We start from the raw sequence: 18,309 nt of genomic DNA, 5'->3' as shown, positions 1-18,309 counted from the left end.
TTCCAACCGACCTGGCTCACAATGTTTCCTCCTTGGCGATCATCACATCGACACGGCGGTTCCTGGCGCGGCCTTCCGGCGTCGCATTGTCGGCGATCGGCTCGTCCTCGCCCTTGCCGTCGACGGTCAGTCGCGAGGGATCGCGGAATTTCGGAGCCATCATCGTTGCGACGGCCTTCGCCCTTGCGACGGACAGGTCGAAGTTGGACTTGAACGGGCTCGATTTTCGCGGCTTCACGTTGTCCGTATGGCCGACGATCCTGATCGGTCCGCGCTCGGGTTCCAGGGCGGCTGCGATATCAGCGGCTATGGGCTGGAACTCTGGTTTCGCATCGGCCCGGCCGGACTGGAACAGCACAAGATTGTTGATTTCAAGGACGATGAAGTTGCCCTTCGTGCCGACGGTCAGCCCGCCGTCTTCGACGTCCTTGGCCAGTGCCGAGCGGATGCGGTCGATCTGCGTGGTTGTGGCGGCGGGAGGGGTGACCTTCACCGATTTCGCCAACGGCGCCACGCTGGCGCGCTCGATGGCGATCGGAGTCGATGGGTTGAGCGCCAGCAACTCGCCAGCGGTGGCATCGCCTTCATTGGTGATGAAGACCCGTAACGTGAAGAACGCCGCCGTCAGCAGTGCCGACGCCGCTGCCGCGACGGCCCAGAGCGGCAGGCGTGTCGAAGACTGCGTCATCGTCGCCGCCAAGCCCTGCCAGCGGGGCGAAATGTCCTCGTCGGCGCGAGGTTTGAAATAGCGAAGCGTTTCGTAGACGTCGCGCCGAACGCGTTCGAGATTGGTGTCTTCGCGCGTCAGGCCTCGATATTGGCCCTCATACCCCAGCGACAGGCAAACATACATCAATTCGAGCAGATCGTAGTGCGCCTCCGGGCTGGCCAGGATCTTGTTCAGCACTTCGAAAAAGCCCGTGCCGTTGGGCTCGACGTGGAAGAACTGCGACAACATGCTGTGCTGCACCCAGGCGTCTTTGGTTGGCCAGGGCAAGTTACCGATGAGATCGTCGGCTGTTTCGCAGAGCACAAATTTCGCAATCCGCGCATCCTCTTCGGCAACACCTGCTCTCTCCAGTGCCCTGTCAAACGTGTCGATTGCCTCAGTGACATGTTCGGCCAGCGGCCTCGCCTGTCTCTCGACAGGGACAAGCCTGAACTGGCCGAACAGCATCAGCAACGGTGCGGCCGCGGCAAGGATCGGGTTTGCCGCGGAATATCGGACACTGTCGGTGACATTGAGCAGAACCTCCTGCCGCACAGCCGACGTCGGCGCCGCCGCGGGAGTTCCCTGATAAAGCACGGTCCCGGATGTCCAACCCGGCGGTGTATGCCGGCCGACGCCGGGATCGAACACGGTCGATTCCTTGATCGGCGAGGGTTGTCCACCATCCGTGACGGGCTCCTCGGAGACGGGCGCCGGCTTTCGCTCACGCCGTGGCGTGGCGCGAATGACGGTCTTGCCCGCCGGGCCGAAAGGATCGTCCTTCGAGCTCATCGTCGGTCGTCCGTCCGCGCGTGGCGCCCGCGATCTCGCCGGACAGGCGCAGAGCGGTTCGCGGTCAGGTAAAGCAGGGGCAGGCCCTGCCGGTCAGGGCAGTGTCTTGAAGACGGTCGGCTACTCGTTACTATCCCGCCGTAAGATGACATTTGCCCCAGACCCCCAGGTCGATCAGCCTTACCCGCTTGGCCAATTGTCGTATGCGATCGTAATCCCGGAAACTCTTGATTGGAACTGGATACCGCGCGCCGAAGAGGTATCTTCGTCGGCTGCAACGCTTCCCCGAAGCGCCTATTTCTGCTTGTCGGCCTTGGCATAGGCTTCGCTGAAATAGGCCAGGAATATATCCAGCATGCCGTTCTCGTGGGCTTCCTCCATGGTTCGCCAGGTCGCGACAAAAGCATCCCAGGCCTGGCTCTTTTTCGACGAGAACGACGTCGGCGCAAGCTTTCTTCCGATCGCTTCGGGAGACAGGTCGTCAAGCAGCCGCGACAGCGCCGCCTGCATGGCGGCATAGGTGGCGAATTCGTGCGTCTTGAGATCGCGGAAGGCATCTTCGATGCTGCGCCTGGCGTCGAGATAGCCGGCACGGCGCCGTGCGAACATGATTTCGAGGATATCGTCGGTTCCCGGAACGAATTTCAGCGGGTTGTTGTCGGCGGCGCTGATCATCGTTCGCTGCGTGCTCTTGGCCAGCATTTTCGCCGCCGCGCGCGCTTTCAGCAGCAAGGTCAGTTCCTCGACCACCGTGCGCAGCACCGCGCCGATTTCGGCGGCAACTTCATGCGGATCGCGCGATTGAAGCAATTCCGGTGAAATGCCGGCTCCGATCGCGATCTCCCGCAGCACTTCGTCCTTGGTCGAGGGGAGAGGCGCGGGTTGCGACGAGAACGCCGGAGCAGGAACCCGCTGCCCGGACTGTCGCTCCACCGGAGCGAAGAACGGCTCGGCGGCGAGCGGCCGGCCTGTCGCGGCCGGCATTTCTCGCTGAGTCGCGCCGCGACTGGGGTGACCTGTCGCGGCGCGCTCCTCGTCGATCGACACGAAGATGACATAACGGCCGATCAGCATCCGGTCGCCATGGCCCAGTTGATGCGGGCCGGTCATGCGTTGGTTTGATCCGTTGATGTAGGTTCCATTGCGCGAGACATCGTGGAGCCAGAACGCGCCTGCCTCGTATCGAACCTCGCAATGTCGGCCCGAGATGAACTTGTCGGGATCCGGCAAGGTCCAGTCACAAGCCTCGCGTCCGATTTCGAAGCTGCGATCCCGCGCCGCGTAGCCGGTCGAAATGCCAGCTGGCAGCGCGTCGACATTATTGACTTGCAGACTAATGTACATCCAGGATCGCCATCGAACGACTGATCGACACTCCAACATCCTAGCAGCTTGCGCGCAAAACAGGACAGCGGCGTTTCGAGCCGATGCATCGACGGGGCAAGCTCCAATCACTGTCGCCCTCTTGGGTCGGCGGGACAACATGTGGTACGCTCAAAATGGCCTGGTGCGGCGGGTCCGAAAAGTTTCCGGAGAGATACCGGGACCTTCAAATCCACCGTGCCGGCGGCCGCGTCCAGGAGGGGCACGACCCATGCCGAACGAACGTGCCACCGTTGTCCAGACACCGGTTGGCTCTGAACTGTTGACCTTCACCCATCTTGTCGGACGCGATGAGATCAGCCGCTGTTTTGCTTACACGGTCGGGTTCGTGAGCACGGATCACGATATCGATCCGCTGAAGATGCTGGGCGGTATGGTTTCGGTCGAAGGTGAATCCGATCCGAAGCGTTGGTTCAGCGGCCTGGTGTCGGAATTTCGCCTGACCCGCATCGAGGACCGGTTGGCCTACTACGAAACGGTCGTCAGGCCGTGGCTCTGGTTTCTGGGAAATGCGACCGATTGCCGGATATTTCAGAACATGACCGCTGTCGAGATCGTCGAAAAGATCTTCTCGAAATACGGCACGGCGAAGTTCGAGAAGCGGCTGCAAGGGTCGTACCCCTCGCGCGAATACTGCGTGCAGTACGACGAGAGCGATCTGGATTTCGTGCAGCGCCTGCTCGAGCACGAAGGCATCTTCTATTTCTTCGAGCATGACGAGGGCAAGCACACGCTCGTGCTGTGCGACGCGATGAGCAAGCTGAAGCCGGCGCCGGGCTACGAGAAGATACCTTACAATTTCGAGGGACATGCCTCTCGGCGCGATGTCGAATACATCACCGAATGGATTCCGGGCAGTTCGGTGCGGCCGGGGGCCTATGCCCATACCGACTATGATTTCCAGAAGCCCGGCGCCGATCTGATGGCGAAGTCCGCTGAGCCGTTCAGCCACAAGGAAGCCTCCGGCGAGAATTATCGCCAGCCCGGCGCCCATCTCGATGTGGGGCGCGGCGACACCCTGGCCGGTATCCGGCGCGAGGAACTCCAGGCCGTGCACCAGCGCATCACGGCGGTCGGCACCGTTCGCGGCCTCCATTCTGGCTGTACTTTCAAGCTGGAAAGCTTTCCGCGCGACGACCAGAACCAGGAGTATCTGGTGGTCAGCGCCGAATACAGGCTGTTCGATCCCGGCTACAGAACCCAGAACGAAGCCCACAGCGGGAATNTCTCGCATCGCCGCTGTCGGCACTGTGCGCGGCCTCTATTCTGGCTGCACGTTCAAGCTGGACAGCTTTCCACGCGAAGACCAGAACCAGGAATATCTGGTGGTCAGCGCCGAATACAGGCTGTTCGATCCCGGCTACAGAACCCAGAACGAAGCCCACAGCGGGAATTTCAAACTCGTGCTGGGTGTTGCGCCGACTGCCTTGCCCTATCGCCCTCCGCGGATCACGCCGCGGCCGATCATGCGCGGGCCGCAGACGGCGACGGTGGTCGGCCCTTCCGGCGAGGAGATATTCACCGACAAATATGCCCGGGTGAAGGTGCAGTTCCACTGGGACCGCCTGGGCAAGAAGAACGAAAACAGTTCCTGCTTCGTCCGTGTCTCGCAGACCTGGGCCGGCAGCGGCTGGGGCTTCATCCAGATACCGCGCATCGGCCAGGAGGTGATCGTCGACTTCCTCGAAGGCGACCCTGATCTGCCGATAATCACCGGCAGGGTCTACAACGCCTCGCAGATGCCGCCCTACGGCTTGCCCGGCAACGCAACGCAATCGGGCTGGAAGTCGGACTCCTCCAAAGGCGGCGGCGGCTACAATGAGCTGATGTTCGAGGACAAGGCCGGCTCCGAGCTGGTCAACTTCCAGGCGCAGAAGGATCACAACCTTCTGATCAAGCACGACCGCACCAAGCTGGTCCAGCACGACCAGTCCGACCGCATCGACCACGACGCCAAGCACTCCGTCGGCCACAACCTCGATGAGGACGTCGGCAACAACAAGACGGTCAAGGTCGGCGTCGACCAGACCACGAATATCGGCAACAACGACACCGAGACAGTGGGCGTCAATCGCTCGCTGACGGTCGGATCGAATGAGACGATCGGCATCGGTTCAAACTCCACCGAGACGATCGGCGCCAACCACACCCAGACCGTCGCGATCGTCCAGACAGTGAGCGTTGGCGCGGCGCGTGTCGATTCCGTCGGCGCATCGGAGACCCGAACCGTGGGGGGCCTGCAGGCGAATACGATCGGCGCGAGACGGTCGGTCACCGTCGGCGCGGCGCAGAGCCACGACATCGGGGCCGCGGACAGCTGGACGATAGCGGCGGCGCAGAGCGTCAAAGTCGGCGCCGATCAGAGTTTCGCCGTCGGCGGGGCGCAGTCGTCCGAGATAGGCAAGGCACGAACCGCCAAGATCGGCGCGGATGACGCCACCGACGTTGGTGGAGCGCATGCGCTCAAGGTCGGCAAGGGCAGCGGCATTCAGGTCGCCGAAGACAGCTCGATCAAGGTCGGCAAGAAACTTGTGATCGAAGCCGGCGACTCCATCACGCTTAAATGCGGCGATGCGTCGATCACGATGAAAAAGGACGGCACCATTGTCGCGGACGGCAAGGACATTACGATCAAGGGCAGCGGCAAGATCACCGTCAAGGCCGACGGCGACGTCATCGTCAAGGGAAGCACCATCAACAACAATTGAGGGCGTCATCATGGAAGTGCTGGATCGTATCGACGGCGTCGTGATCGGCCTGCTCATCGGTTTCGAAGACGGGGCGCCGCTTGTGGTGTTTGTAGGCAATCCACGCGAAACTGCGATTGCAGCGCGCAGCCTGACCGAACTGGACGTTTCGGCGATCGGTTCGGAACTGGCCCTCCTGTTCGAGGATGGTGATCCGGCACGGCCGCTGGTCGTCGGACGCATCGTCGACCCCGCTCACAAGGTCAGGAAACTGTCAGTTGTCCGCGACGGCGACCGTGTCGTCATCAGCGGCGAAGAACGCGTGGAACTGCGCTGCGGCCTGGCGTCGATCATCCTGGAGAAGGATGGGCGCATCACAATTCGCGGCAACCAGGTAACGAGCCACGCCAGCGGCACCAACCGCATCCGTGGCGGAGCCATCCATCTCAACTGAGGCGTTCATGATGCTGCGGATCGCGTCTATCGCCGCCATCGTGGACCAGCACGCCAGCGACGCAGCCTTCCTCTGGTTCCGGCGCCGCCTTGAGATCGATGGTCCGATCCTGGGCGAGACCGATATCGGCCGCATCGACCAGCGCCTTAATGCAAATCTCGAAGGGCTGATGGCTTCCGGAAAGGCCGGCTGGGAGGCTGCCCAGGCGCATTTCGCCGATTATGCCGAGCCCGGCGAGCTTTTCGTGCTCGGCGTGCTGGCGTTGCGCTGGGGCGAGGCCGAAGCCGTTGCCTCGGTGGTCGACGCCGCGGCGACGCTGGGCGAGGTTGGTGTGTCGGGCCTGTCCGGCGCGATCGCGCGCACGCCGCGCGAAAATCTGAGTCCGTTCGTGGCGGAATGGCTGGACGCGCGCGATGCGCGGCTGCGCGGCCTCGGCCTCGCGGCACTCTGGCATCATCGCGTCGATCCCGGTGCACGCCTCGGCGGTTTGCTGAGCGATCCGGACCCGGATGTTCGCAGGCGTGCGTTTCGGCTTGCCGGCGGGCTCAAACGGCGCGATCTGCTTCCGGCGGTGCTGGACGGACTTGACGGCGACTCGCCGAAGGAACGCCTGACGGCCGCCCTTGCGGCTTGCCTTCTTGGTGAAGCGCGCTCGGCTCACCCGGTGCTTGACCGGATCGTGCTGGCAGAGCCGGGGCTCGCGCCGCCTGCGATCGAGATGCGCCTTTTGACGACGCCCCTAAAGACCGGCAAGGGCTGGTTGCAGGACCGTCTGAAGCAGCCTGCCTTGCGCGCCGCCGCGACAGCGGCAATCGGCCTCTTTGGCGACCGGTCGGTCATGCCCTGGCTGATCGCCAAGATGCGTGAGCCAGAGCTTGTCTTCGCCGCCGGGCTGGCCTTGCGCGATCTGTTCGAGGTGGATCTCAATGATACCGACCTGTTCACGACAGACCCGGCCGTGCTCGGCAAGGAATTTGAATCCCTGACCGCCAGCCCGCTTCCGGTCGCCGATCGCGTGACGGCATGGTGGGACGAGGGGCGCGGCGGGGGCAATCACGAGACCTTCCATTCGATGCGCAGGCTTCGGCTGGATGAAATACGCGCCGCACTCGCCAAACCGGATGCGCCGCTGACCGATTGGCGCAGGACGCGCCGGTTCCCGGCCTGGATGTGAACGAACGGCGTTTTGAGTTCAGCGGCGGGTCATACCGGCCATCACCGCAGCGGCACGCAGGCCGCCTTCGGAAGCCACCTCGCAGATGGCGGTCGGCCCCGGCGCATAGTCGTTCACAAAACTGTCAGCCGCCAGCATCAGGGCCATCGCCCCTCCGGCAGCGCCGATATCGCCGATCGTCATCGCCGGATAGGCAGTGGGCAGGATTTCACGGCGGGTGCGATAGAAGCGGGGACGGGCGATCAGCATTTCCCAGCCGCTGTACCGCTCGCCATTGCCGTTGCTAACGACGAAATTGATATCTGGTTCCGATGGTCCCGATCCGCTCACCGCATCGCGCAAGGCGCTGAGCATGGCGCGGCCCTGGCTATAGCGGTCCGAAAGCACCCTGTCAGTCTCCTGGGCTGTACCGACGCCATGAATGGCAGCCACCACCGCGGCCTTTCCTTCCGGCTCCCGCGTCAGCCGAACGAAAGCGGCGGCCTCGCCAGGCACGAGGCCTTGCGCGTTTTCCGAACCTTTGAGGCGACCGGCTTTGCCAAGTCGGGAAAGATCGGTCTCGTTGACGAGGCTGTCGACTCCGCCAAGCAGGACCTGTCCGACGTCTGGCTGCTCCAGCAGTTCCACCGCTCGATCGAGAAGGCCGACGCTTGCCGCCGCGCCACCATCGATCGCACGCGAGCCGGCGTGGAAGCGATTGCCCGTTGCCTTGATCACGGCCGCAAGAAAGCCGGATGGCGGGATATCATTGTATGCCGGATGATTGCGGAAGCTTTCGGGCGGGGCAAGCAGGATCGCCGTAGCCGCCGGGCCGGCCACACTCTTTCGCAACGCCTCGACAATGGCGCGCGACGCCATGTTGACGAGCCATGCGCCGTCGGTAGGACGCAACTGGTAATGGGAAGGGATTCGGGAAACGATTTGGACGGCACCAAGTGGCTCCAAAAGCGTTTTCTCCTGGAAGGCGGAGAGGCTGGCGCGGATCGCCGCCATGGTTTGCGGCGCATTCAGACCGCCGGGGGTAACCGCGCCGGCGCCGGCCACGTAAAGCGGGCGCTTCACGGCTGCCAAACCGGCTTGTCGCGCAACGACCCATCGCCGCCACGAGGAGACAGGTAGGCCTTGCGCTTGCGACGTGCGACAAGGAATGCAGGGGTCACATGTCCGAAGACGATTTCGCGCAACGCAGGGCCATTACGGCGGGTCACGAAGGATAGTCTGGCCTTCAACGTTACCCGTCGCAGATCGGGTTCGATGACAATCGTGTCGGCTTGAAAAGCACGCTCTTCCATCCGGTCGTCGAAAAGAAGCCTGATGGGCGCCACGACACTTGGCAAGCGAAAATCCCAGCGTCCATTTGGCGTAAGTCCAAGCAATGTTACATCTTCACCGGCCGCTACTTGTGGTAACCGCTGATCCGCCGGCGCGCACAAATGATGCCTCGGATCAAAATCTTTTGGCGGCAACGGCCATTGAGTGTCTATCCAATTCTGATCGTAAGTCCCGGCGAAGCCGAGGCGCGGCTGCCAGCCACGGGCGATCGCGCTGAAGCCCGCTGGTTTCGGTCTGTCGGATGGATTGAGAAAAGGCTCGCCGGGATAGGTAATGTTGGGGGCCTGGGTCCTCACCGCTGAATCCGCCGAAATGGCGTGATGGAAGCCGACGCCAACAGGATTGCGAGGATCCATCCTGCCGTCGGACGTACTGCCGCCGTAAGCACGTTCGTAAACGATCGGCATCGTCCTGAACGGGTTTGGCGCACTGTAGCTGCCCGCGTCATAGATTCGATCGCCGACGACGTTGAGCACTTTTCGGATACCGCCGACCCTCAAGCCAATCTGCATTTCGCGTACCGGCTTGTCGCTCGGGGCGTGGGCAGTTCCGTTAACGATCACTTCCGCATTCGGCTTCACCGGCGCAATGTCGGCCTCGTGGCGGATCGATGAAAGACCGGGCTCGCCAAAGGGCTCGTCGCCAAAAAAGACTGGCAGTTGCTCGTCAGCTGGCCTTAGGGACGCTGCTTGTTCCGGCGCTTCGAAGCTTGCGGAGAACATAGCGACCAGAATCTCCTGACCATCCGCGTTCGGCTGCACATGGGTGGCGGCGGCGAAGGGTGTTCGATTCTCGACCCATACAGCAAAGACCATCGTTCAGCACCAATGGCCATTCTCATCGAGGCCAATCGGCCAGTAAGGCATGCAGGCGACCAGACGGACCAGCTCTGTGTCATTCGAATCGATCAGCCATTGCAGCAGGAACTTGTCCGGTGCGACGCGCTGGCTAGGCGGCAGAGTTTCGTTGATGATTTCGGATGAGAGCCAGAATTTGCGTATGACCCAAACCACGTATGGGCTGGATGCGGCGCCGGCTACCTGCTTGTTGAAGGCGTCTTCTATCGCATCTTGGCGGCCTCCGCCTAGCGCCGAGCGATTTTCGATGATGGCCTCCCACCACGGAACCGCGATATCGAAAGCGCGTTGCAGATAGCCGCGGTATTGTTGGAACAGCTCAGCATGAGCGCGCCCGGACTGCTCGATGCCTATGGGATCACCATATCGGCCAGCGGGATAATAGTTCTTGACCTGCGCCATCAGACGCCTGATGCCGAGGTCGGTGCTGTAGAGAGTTATGAGCGGCATCAGACCACTTCTTCCTCGTCGTTCAGGCCGACGGGAATGAAACAAATCCCGTCGGTGAGTTCCTTCAAGTCCGGTGCGACGGCGGCGATATCGAAAAGCAGCCAATCGGCGGGACTCTGGATGTCTTCCTCTTCTCCGTGATCGTCGACTCCCCAGCGTTCCGACGCTTCCTGTTCGGATGGATTTTCCAGGACTTCGTCATTGGCTGCTTCGATCCGCAGATAGTATTTCCGGAAAACCGCAAGCACACGAGGATGCGCGCCCGGACCTGTTGGCCAGCGTTTCCATGCTATCTCTGGGGTGAGTTCGGCCTGAACGCCGTCCCACCATGCTTCCACGGTTGGAAGTATGCTTCGGAGTTCCTCGACATACTGTTCGCGAATCTCGCTGGTGGTTGGCATCGGCGACGTCCTCAGATCGGGCCAGGTACGGTATCGATGAAGTTCTTCGCATATTTTGCCGCGGGCGAGCCCTGAGCCTGGTAGCAGCTTCGGCAATGCGGCTTGACGGATTCAGCTGTACTGAAATGCTCCTTGAAAGCGCCCGGGCTCGGCTGCATGTTGCATCCGCCCATCTCCCACGCAACCGCGAGCGGTGGCTGATGGTCGTGGGTCATGTAATTCTTCATTTCCGACGTGCCGTCCGGATTGAAGGTCTTTTGCCTCTTGGCCTTGCCCGGCGCCCATTGCGTTGCCTTGGGCCTGCATTGCCAACACGGCTTGCCGTTGACCGCGTCGCGCTGCTCCGCCTTTCGGGAGGGCCGGCACGCTTCGGAATAGGGCGGGTCGCATTTTACGCTCTTCTCGGCGGCAGTGAGCTTCTTGAGGAATTTGTTGAACGCAGCCGTATCGATGCAGTTTAGCGGATTGCTCGCCTCGTTCTGACCCATCATGTCGCCATGACGGCCGACACCCTTGCCTTCCACCTTGACGACGAACGACCAGAGCTGGAAGACGCCTTTGCCCTTCGTCTTGTGGGTAATGACACCGCCGCCCTGTGTGCCCGCTTCGTTGCCCGTGCTCGTGGAAATCTCGGACGCATCCTCGAGCGCTGTCGGGTTGCCCCCATCGAACTTGACGCTCTTGCTGCCTTTGGAAAGATCGCTCGAAGAGAGCATATTTACATAAGGGACAGGCACCGGTCCGGTAGGCGGAGGCGGCGGACTGAGGCAGACATCGCCGGGCGCAATGCCTTTGCCGTCGCTTCCCTTGTGGAAGAAGCCCATGCCCTCCGCGTAGACGGTGAGACCCATGTCTTACAGGCCCTCTTTTTCAAGCCGCGCGCTTCGCATGGCCGGGAGGCCGTGCGCTGCGAGATCGTGGATGTCGGCGAAGCCAAATTCGTTTACTTGCCAATCATCCGACCAGAAAGCGATTGCCGACGCATCGCCTTGTGTTGCCGGCGGGGCAAGTGCTGCAAGCTTTTCACTCAGTTTTACCGTCATCCAATGGTCTTCGATAGTGCCCTTGATAAAACCGGCTATCGCATCGAACCACGGATCGCCGGGCTCGGGCGGCGGGCCAAGCCGCACGATCGCGAACGGATAGCGCCGGCCGACCCGATCCTCACTCATCCGCCACACGCCGGCGCAGGGCTGGTCGCCGAAAACACCGGGCTGCACAATGAAGCGCCAGGCACGCGGATCGAGGTCACCTTCGTCCGGCCGCGCCAGCAATTCCAGCGAAATCCAGCGGTCCCAGCGGTCGATGAAAGTCCGCGGCAGGTTCGCGGCGACGAAGTCTCCGGTCGCCGGAATTTTGCCGAAGAAGCCAACGATCATATCTGCGGTGGACATGAGAATTTCTTGAACATTTGCAGATTGTAGGGATTTTCGACGCTGGCGGCCTTGAGTTCGAAATCAGCCCACATTCCCTTCGTGCCTAGGCGCAGGCTGTAGACATCGGACAACGACGTGGCGGCGAAACGGCCGTTGCGCAGCATCCTCAGCCACGCCCAGCTGCCGGTTTCGTTGAGCATGATCTCGGGCGATCCGTCGATCGGCTGGAAGGCGAGCGAGATGACCCCGGTGCCGTCCTTGCCGGGCCACGTCATCGGTTGTGGCCGCGTCGCATTGTTGAAATAGACGAGGGTCTGGCCATCGAGATTGAGCGTCACGCGCGTGACGTTGGGAGACAGGTCTTTCGGTTCGAGCGTGAAGCTCATCACCGGCCCGGTGCCACCCGGAAAGAGATCGTCGCGGATATGCCTGGCCTGCTCGAACGCCGCCAGCGCCGAAGGATCGAGGCCGAAATCGGCGCGCCATTTCCACGGCTGGCTGGTGGTGTCGACATAGTTGATCAGGTGGTCGTTGATGAAACCGTCGATCAGTCCGGCCGGCCCGAACAGGCGGGCGAAATCACGCACATTGACGTCCACCGCGCTGTCGGGGCTGAACGGATAGCGGTCGTTGAGCGCCGCCTGGCAGAAAGGCAATATGTCCGCCCGCCAGATGGCGTTGAGCTCCGAAGTGACCGCTTTCTGCGTCAAATTACTGGTGTCACCGGCAATGCCTCCCAGCCAGGCGTTGATGGGGTCGGGCAGGATCTGTGCTTGCCTGGCGACCGCGCCCGTCAGCTCGGCAAGGCCGCCCTGCTTCTTGATGGCATCTTGCGGATTGGGGTTCGCGGTGACCGTCTGCAGGACGTTCGACAGCGCGGTCAGCGCGACAACGGCGGCGTCCAGCGCCGGCGGCTGGCCGTCGACCTCGGCAATGGTGCTCTTCAGCGGCTTGAAATGTTCGGCCACCAGATTGCCGGTCAGATCCACCTCGCTGGCTGACCCGGCGCGGGGAAGCAGCTTCGCACCTGATGTCGCCAGCTTGCCGAGCTTGCCAAGCTTGCCGAGCAGTTTCGAGGCGCCCTTGGCCGCTGCCTTGTTGTCGGCGGATGCGTCGTCGGAGCGCGTCAGTTCGGTCTCCTGGACGACCGCCGTCAGCAGCCGCTTCAGCGCTGAATCGGCACTCGACAGATCCTTCAGATTTTCGCTGGCGACATTGAGATCGGTCAATGGCGCGAGCCGCATGTCGCGCAGGAAGCTGTCCCATTGCGCGATGTAGTCGTCATAGTAGAGCTTCAGAATATCCTCGGACAACGCCGAGACCGAGGTCTCGGAATTCTCCGAGCAGCCGCCGGCGAAAACCGCACGATCGAGTGCCGCCTGGGCGGCGACATCGTCGATGCGGTCGAGAATGGCGTCGTGGAAGCCGGCATAGGTGAAGGCTCCGGAAATGCCGACGCGAAGCGTCTTGTCGGAACGCCGCGCAAACACCTTGCCGCCATTGGGGCCGGCGAAATTGGCCGGGATCCACTCCTTGAGCCCGGACACAGCCGGATCGGCCAGCAACTGCTTGTAGGCGCGCGCCGGCAACGAGATCGTGCACACCGTTTTCAGCGCTTCGGCGACCAGCGCCTGGTCGGGTGCGACATAGCTTTCGTCGACCGCCATGCGGCGGATGGCGGCAAGCTGATGCTCTTCGGCATCGGCGGTTGGAAATGGTGCCGCGGCCGCGAATTCCGGCAGGCTGTTCACCCACCAATTCTCAGCGAAATCGGGGTCCATCTGCGACAGGCCCGTCATCATGCGATAGGTCTTCAGCGCCCCGAGCATGAAATCCGGATCGCGGATCTGCCGCCACATGGTCGCCTCGAGCAGCGCGACCATGCGTGGCTCGAGCACGTTGCGCAGGGCGTGGTCGTAAGTGTCGGTCTGAGCCCGCACCAGTTCCGCCGAGGCCGATGGCCCCAGCAGATCCTGGGGTGCGCCCGGCGGTGCCGTCCGGGCGCTTGTGACCGCGTCCATCGCTTCGAGCGCTCCGTCGATGGCGGGCTGCTGCACCGATGCCGGGCTTGCTGCAGTTGCGGTCAGCGGCGTTTGCAGTGCCTCGAACTGGCTTGCCTGGGCCGTGATCGCGTTGCGGTTGTCGAAATAGGACCAGGTGAACAGCCCTCCGGCCAGCAAGGCCGCCGCGGCACATGCGGCCGCCGCCCCGCGCCACATCCAGGCGCGACGGCGTTGCGCCAGCGGGTCGAACGTGCCGAGGCCGGCTTCCCTGAATATGACGTCGGTGAGCAGGTTCTTCAGGAAGAAGCTGCGTTTCTGGACCCTCGGCGCGGGGAGGGCCCGCCGTGGCGGCAGGCCGAAGGACGATGACAGCGCCGCGGTCAGCCGATCGATGGGCGCGCCTTCCTGCGTTGCCGATGTGAAATAGAGGCCGCGCAGCCAGGCGGCCTCTTCATACCGGCTTTCGCCGAACATCGTCTCGACCAGCACCTGGATCGGTTCGGACAGGCTGGAGAGCTGGGCGGGAAACCGGAAGATCTCGGCGCGGGCGGCGAGCTTGTCTTCGTCTTCCAGGCGCGGCACCAGCCGCCGCTCGAGTTCCGTCGCCAGCGTTGAAATTTCGCGTTCGATGGTCTTGGCATCGACACGCGCATCCAGCGCGAAGGTCGTTCCCCAGACCTGTTCGCGCGAGGCGGTGGAGAGGCCGCCGAAGAAAGCCTCGAAACCCCTGATCAGGTCGGCCTTGGTCAGCATCAAATAGACCGGAAGGCGGATTTCGAGCCGGTCGTTGAGTTCGGCCAGCCGGCGGCGGATCTTGCGGCCGTGTGCCTTGATGGCTTCGTCGCCCTCCGAAAGTACGTCGATCGAAAGCGCGACGATCACGCCGTTGAGCGCGCGGCGGCCGCGATGCTTCTTCAGAAGGTCGAGGAAGCCCAGCCATTCCGCCGCGTCGACATCGGGCTGGCTCTCCTGCTGGACATAGCGGCCGGCGGTGTCGATCAGAACCGCGTTCTCGGAAAAGAACCAGTCGCAGTTGCGCGTGCCGCCGACCCCTTGCAGATCGTCGGTGAGGTCGATCGGGAAATTCAGTCCGGACTGCCGCAAGGCCGTGGTCTTGCCGGTGGCCGGCGGCCCGACGATCACGTACCATGGCATCTCGCGCAGGAACTTGCGTCCGCCGAGCTTGCGGCGCTTCAGTTCGGCCATCACCTCGGCGAATTTGGCACCCACGGCGGCGACGTTCTCTTCGCCGGGGCTGAGCGGCTTTTCCGCCACGGGTGCTGCGATCTCGGCGACGAACATGCGGTTGGCGCGGATTGCCCGGCGCTGGGCGACGATCAGCCAGACCAGCCAGAAGATGACCAGCAGCGCGATGATGACGATGCGCACATTTTCGGAAGCGAAGGGTTCGTATGGACCGACCCTGACGATCGGACCGAACACCCAGATGACCAGGGAAAGCAGCGTGATGCCGATCAGCGTCCACAGCCAGCGCGACGTCAGGACCGCCCAGAGGAAGCGCAGGATGAACATCTCACAGCCTCTTTTCGACGAGCACCTCGACGCGGCGGTTCAAGGCTCGCCCCTCGCGCGTGCTGTCGCTGGCAACCGGGTCCGTGGCGGCGCGGCCCTCGGAATGAACGCGGTCCTGAGGCACCCCGTTTTGGACCAGCATGTCGGCGATCGTCTGGGCACGCGCCTCCGACAGGCGCTGGTTGGTCGACAGCGGATTGGTCTTTTGCAAGGGTACGCCGTCCGTATGACCGATCACCGTGATGTTCCCGATCAACTCCTGATTGGCGAGGATCACCTTGGCGATCGAACCGATCAGCGGCTCGAAGCCCTCGCTCAGTTGCGGCCGCGACGACTGGAACAGTTCGGGGTTGGAGGCCTGGATGATCAGCTTGGCCAGCGAAACGCTCTCGGTGCCGCTGAGGGCGGATTTGAGGTCGGCAGGCGCTCCGGCCTGGAATTCCGGCAACAGGGCAAAATCCACTTTCTCCGGCGGCGGGGCGTCGATCTTGGGCGAGGTCCGGGTGATGCTCCCCCGTTCAGGCGGCGGCAATGCGCGCACAAGGGCTGATAGTTCGACCGCCTGGCTGCTCAGTCCCATCGACAGCCCGATATGGATGGCCGTGGCGACGACGGCCGCGCCGACCGCCATGACCCAGATCGGTACGATGAAGCGTCGCGGCTCGTCGGATGCGATCACGCCCTTCCAGTTTGGCGACAGCGGCGCGCCTTCGGCGTCGGCGTCGCGCAGAAAGCGTGCCGCCGCCACGCGAACCGCATTGAGCGAGCGGTCGCCTGAGCGGCCGGGCACGCGATATTTGCCGCGAAAGCCGAGCGCCATGCAATTATACTGCAGCTCCAGCAATTCGCGGTCACGGTTGGGGTGGCGCTCGAGTTCGTCGAGACGCGTGAAGAACTGCGTGCCGGCATCGACGTCGCCGCGCAGCATGACCACGAGCGGCTGGCGCGGCCAGGCGCTGGCGCCGCCCCATGGCGTGTTCAAGGCGAGATCGTCGAGCAACGCCGCCACCACCCAGGCCGCCTGGTCGGCCCGCTCCAGCGAGGACCCCGCCGCCATTGCCATGTCGCGTGCCCGAACCAGTTCTTCGAGCAATCGGGTGCGCAACGCCTCCGGGTTCTCCGGCGCCAGCGCACTTTCAAGCTCGGGCGCGAATTCGAGCAAGGGCGCGAATGCGTTGACGAGCGCGTTCGGGTGGGTTCGAGACCGCTTGACCGCCGCGCCCGGCAATAGCGGCGCCATCGGCCGCGGCATCGGCGCGCCGGTCAGCCTTATGCGGGTGCGTTCGCGATCCTCCGACAGTCCGAAAGGATCATCGCGGCTCATGATCTCACCTGTTCACCGAATAGCAGTCCACCTGCGGTTCGCTCGGCAACACGCCCGAAACGCCGATGACGAAGCCGGGGGCATCGAGCAGCGACGCCCAGTGCTCGCTTTTCTGGTCCAGCTCAAGGCATAGCCGATCGCCGTCGTAAGGGATCTCGCGCGGCTGGGAATGAAGCGGTTTCAGCGGAATGCCGGGCAAACGCGATTTCCACAGCCCCTCGAACTGGTCGGCCGAGCCGACAGTCGCCTGGTTGACGAATATCTTGCGCAGCGCGTCTTCCGACAGCTCCGAACCAACCCGGATGACGATGCGGCTGGCGACCAGCAGCTTCGGGTTGTCGATGCGAATTTTCCAGACATTGGTCGAATGCCGCATGACCGGCAGCGCCCGTGATTTCGGCTCGATGTAGCGCAGGCTGAGGATGAGCGAGCGCAGCGCATCCGCCAGCGCCATGTAGGCTGGGCCTGGGGCCATGTGATCATACGCGGGCAACTCACCCAGCCGCCGCGCGCTTGAGCCATAGGTCGCCATCGAACCGGCTAGCCCGGCAAGTTCCAGGTAGAGCTCGGCCGGATGGAAGACGTCCTGCGCCAGCATGTGGACTAGCCGCGGCCGTGCGGCATTGGCGAGGTTGAGCATCAGCAGGTCTTCGACGCTGCGCCCCGGTCCGCCCATCACCATCTTGCCATGCGCCTCGGCGATCTGGTCTAGTCCCGTGACGACTTCCTGCAGCAATTGCCGATACCAGGCGACCGCGCCTGTCACCAGCGTCGGCGGCAGGAAGGTCTCGTCCAGCGAGACGCCGCCATCGGCTCGAACCCCCTTCAGGTCGGCGATCGGCAAGGCGGTGTAGCCGCCAACCGATTTGCCGGGTGCCAGCAGCAGCGCCTGCGGACGGGCGATTTCGATTTCTTCAGGATCCGAACCGCCCTGGACGGCGTCGCGCACCGAAACGATCCGCCCATGGTAGCGCGCGCCCGAGGCGGCGGCGTGTGCGGGATCGAAACCGATACCGCCGGGCGGCTCGAGCGGCAAAGCGACCAGCACCGATCCGGCGCCTGTGTCCGGAGTGACCGGCAACGGTCGCGGTGCGTCCATCATCTCTGGAATGGCGAAGGGTGTCCCATCCGGGAAGATGCCGCGAGCCGACAGGATGGCGACCTGGCCGGCATCGAGCAACGCCTGGTCCAGCGTCAGTTGTTGAAAGCCGAACGTATGCAACTGTCCGGCTTGCAACGCGCCGCGCACCGTCGCCTCGAAAAAGCGATCCTGCTGCTGGAAATGCTGGGTCCGCAGGAAAAGCCCTTCGGACCACAGCACCCTATTTGCATCGCTCATGCCGCTACTCTCCGCATCGAGCTTCCCCTTGCCCTGGCCGCTAGGCGGAAATACCGCCGCTGCCAAGTGTGACATTGATCGTGAATTTTGATCCCGACGACACCGACTTGGTCGTGCGCCAGTTTCTGCCGGTCGGCTCACGGATCAGCGCAACGAAGCCCAGCGCCGCCGCGTCCGGTTCGACGGTGATGGTCTTGGACGCCGATTTCCCCGGCCCGACGGCGATCTGGTCGGATCCGATGAGATCGCCTGCCAGCGCCGAGCCGGCATCGCCCTGCAGGGCAAAGTAGTCGGCGGAATTGAATTTGCCGGTGCTGCGGAGCCGCATGACGAGAACTGTCACCGGCCGGTCGCCGCCGCCTGGTCCCGGGTTCATGCCGGCCCCCCCGGACACGTTGACGGTGATCACCGAAGGTTTCGGCGGACCGCTCTGGCAAGCCGCAAGCAGTCCAGTCGCGCCAAGGGTAACAACGAATTGACGTCGATCGATCATGT

The 18,309-nt window shown here is 63.1% G+C and carries 14 protein-coding genes and 2 pseudogenes; 4 read left to right on the top strand and 12 right to left on the bottom strand.

Going from position 1 to position 18,309, the window contains the following annotated elements; genetic code table 11:
- Positions 1-16 precede the first annotated feature (16 nt).
- Positions 17-1,501 (bottom strand): type VI secretion system protein TssL, long form, encoded by a 1,485-nt coding sequence (gene tssL, locus X739_RS138130; protein ID WP_023783690.1) that lies wholly within the window; start codon positions 1,499-1,501, stop codon positions 17-19.
- A gap of 294 nt (positions 1,502-1,795) precedes the next feature.
- Positions 1,796-2,845 (bottom strand): type VI secretion system-associated FHA domain protein TagH, encoded by a 1,050-nt coding sequence (gene tagH, locus X739_RS138135; protein WP_023772856.1) that lies wholly within the window; start codon positions 2,843-2,845, stop codon positions 1,796-1,798.
- Here tagH and tssI (X739_RS1000000167385) point away from each other — a divergent pair.
- The 4 genes and pseudogenes from tssI (X739_RS1000000167385) to X739_RS138150 all read left to right on the top strand — a co-directional run.
- A pseudogene (gene tssI, locus X739_RS1000000167385) lies at positions 2,796-4,097 on the top strand (type VI secretion system tip protein TssI/VgrG); the annotation flags it as partial. The gene tagH and the pseudogene tssI (X739_RS1000000167385) sit on opposite strands and share 50 nt — an antisense overlap.
- A gap of 16 nt (positions 4,098-4,113) precedes the next feature.
- A pseudogene (tssI, locus tag X739_RS138140) lies at positions 4,114-5,592 on the top strand (type VI secretion system tip protein TssI/VgrG); the annotation flags it as partial.
- A gap of 7 nt (positions 5,593-5,599) precedes the next feature.
- Positions 5,600-6,025: a DUF6484 domain-containing protein gene (locus X739_RS138145; protein WP_031252571.1), complete on the top strand. Its 426-nt coding sequence runs from the start codon at positions 5,600-5,602 to the stop codon at positions 6,023-6,025.
- A gap of 7 nt (positions 6,026-6,032) precedes the next feature.
- A complete protein-coding gene (locus X739_RS138150; RefSeq protein WP_023796346.1) occupies positions 6,033-7,199 on the top strand; it encodes a hypothetical protein in 1,167 nt (388 codons plus the stop codon).
- Positions 7,200-7,217: 18 nt separating this feature from the next.
- On the opposite strand, the gene X739_RS138155 is transcribed toward X739_RS138150, so the two are convergent.
- The 10 genes from X739_RS138155 to tssJ are packed head-to-tail and all read right to left on the bottom strand — an operon-like array spanning position 7,218 to position 18,307.
- Complete coding sequence (locus tag X739_RS138155; RefSeq protein ID WP_031252569.1) at positions 7,218-8,261, bottom strand: hypothetical protein; 1,044 nt, start codon at positions 8,259-8,261, stop codon at positions 7,218-7,220.
- Positions 8,258-9,346 carry a DUF2169 domain-containing protein gene (locus tag X739_RS138160; RefSeq protein ID WP_023796344.1) on the bottom strand — a complete coding sequence of 363 codons (1,089 nt, stop codon included), beginning with the start codon at positions 9,344-9,346 and terminating at the stop codon, positions 8,258-8,260. Before X739_RS138160 ends, X739_RS138155 begins: the two co-directional genes overlap by 4 nt.
- 3 nt (positions 9,347-9,349) lie before the next feature.
- Positions 9,350-9,790 carry a hypothetical protein gene (locus X739_RS138165; protein WP_156940030.1) on the bottom strand — a complete coding sequence of 147 codons (441 nt, stop codon included), beginning with the start codon at positions 9,788-9,790 and terminating at the stop codon, positions 9,350-9,352.
- 47 nt (positions 9,791-9,837) lie between these two features.
- On the bottom strand, positions 9,838-10,239 hold the full coding sequence (locus X739_RS0135980; protein ID WP_031252567.1) for a hypothetical protein: 402 nt from the start codon (positions 10,237-10,239) through the stop codon (positions 9,838-9,840).
- An 11-nt stretch (positions 10,240-10,250) separates the two neighbouring features.
- Complete coding sequence (locus X739_RS1000000167380) at positions 10,251-11,090, bottom strand: PAAR-like domain-containing protein (RefSeq protein WP_023796341.1); 840 nt, start codon at positions 11,088-11,090, stop codon at positions 10,251-10,253.
- Positions 11,091-11,093: 3 nt separating this feature from the next.
- Positions 11,094-11,618 (bottom strand): type VI secretion system-associated protein TagF, encoded by a 525-nt coding sequence (gene tagF / locus X739_RS1000000167375; RefSeq protein ID WP_023796340.1) that lies wholly within the window; start codon positions 11,616-11,618, stop codon positions 11,094-11,096.
- Positions 11,615-15,151 carry a type VI secretion system membrane subunit TssM gene (tssM, locus tag X739_RS138170; RefSeq protein WP_023796339.1) on the bottom strand — a complete coding sequence of 1,179 codons (3,537 nt, stop codon included), beginning with the start codon at positions 15,149-15,151 and terminating at the stop codon, positions 11,615-11,617. Before tssM ends, tagF begins: the two co-directional genes overlap by 4 nt.
- A gap of 1 nt (position 15,152) precedes the next feature.
- The gene (gene icmH / locus X739_RS138175; protein ID WP_023796338.1) at positions 15,153-16,475 is read right to left on the bottom strand and encodes a type IVB secretion system protein IcmH/DotU; all 1,323 of its coding nucleotides are present in this window, start codon (positions 16,473-16,475) and stop codon (positions 15,153-15,155) included.
- 4 nt (positions 16,476-16,479) lie between these two features.
- A complete protein-coding gene (gene tssK, locus X739_RS138180; protein ID WP_023772867.1) occupies positions 16,480-17,814 on the bottom strand; it encodes a type VI secretion system baseplate subunit TssK in 1,335 nt (444 codons plus the stop codon).
- Positions 17,815-17,854: 40 nt separating this feature from the next.
- Positions 17,855-18,307, bottom strand: a complete 453-nt coding sequence (gene tssJ / locus X739_RS138185) for a type VI secretion system lipoprotein TssJ (protein WP_023772868.1) — start codon at positions 18,305-18,307, stop codon at positions 17,855-17,857.
- Positions 18,308-18,309: the final 2 nt, after the last annotated feature.

It is taken from the genome of Mesorhizobium sp. LNHC209A00 (assembly GCF_000502915.1).
In the GTDB taxonomy this organism is placed as follows: Bacteria; Pseudomonadota; Alphaproteobacteria; order Rhizobiales; family Rhizobiaceae; genus Mesorhizobium.
Note: the sequence above shows the minus strand (reverse complement) of the source record. Positions and strands in the feature narration are given on the sequence as shown.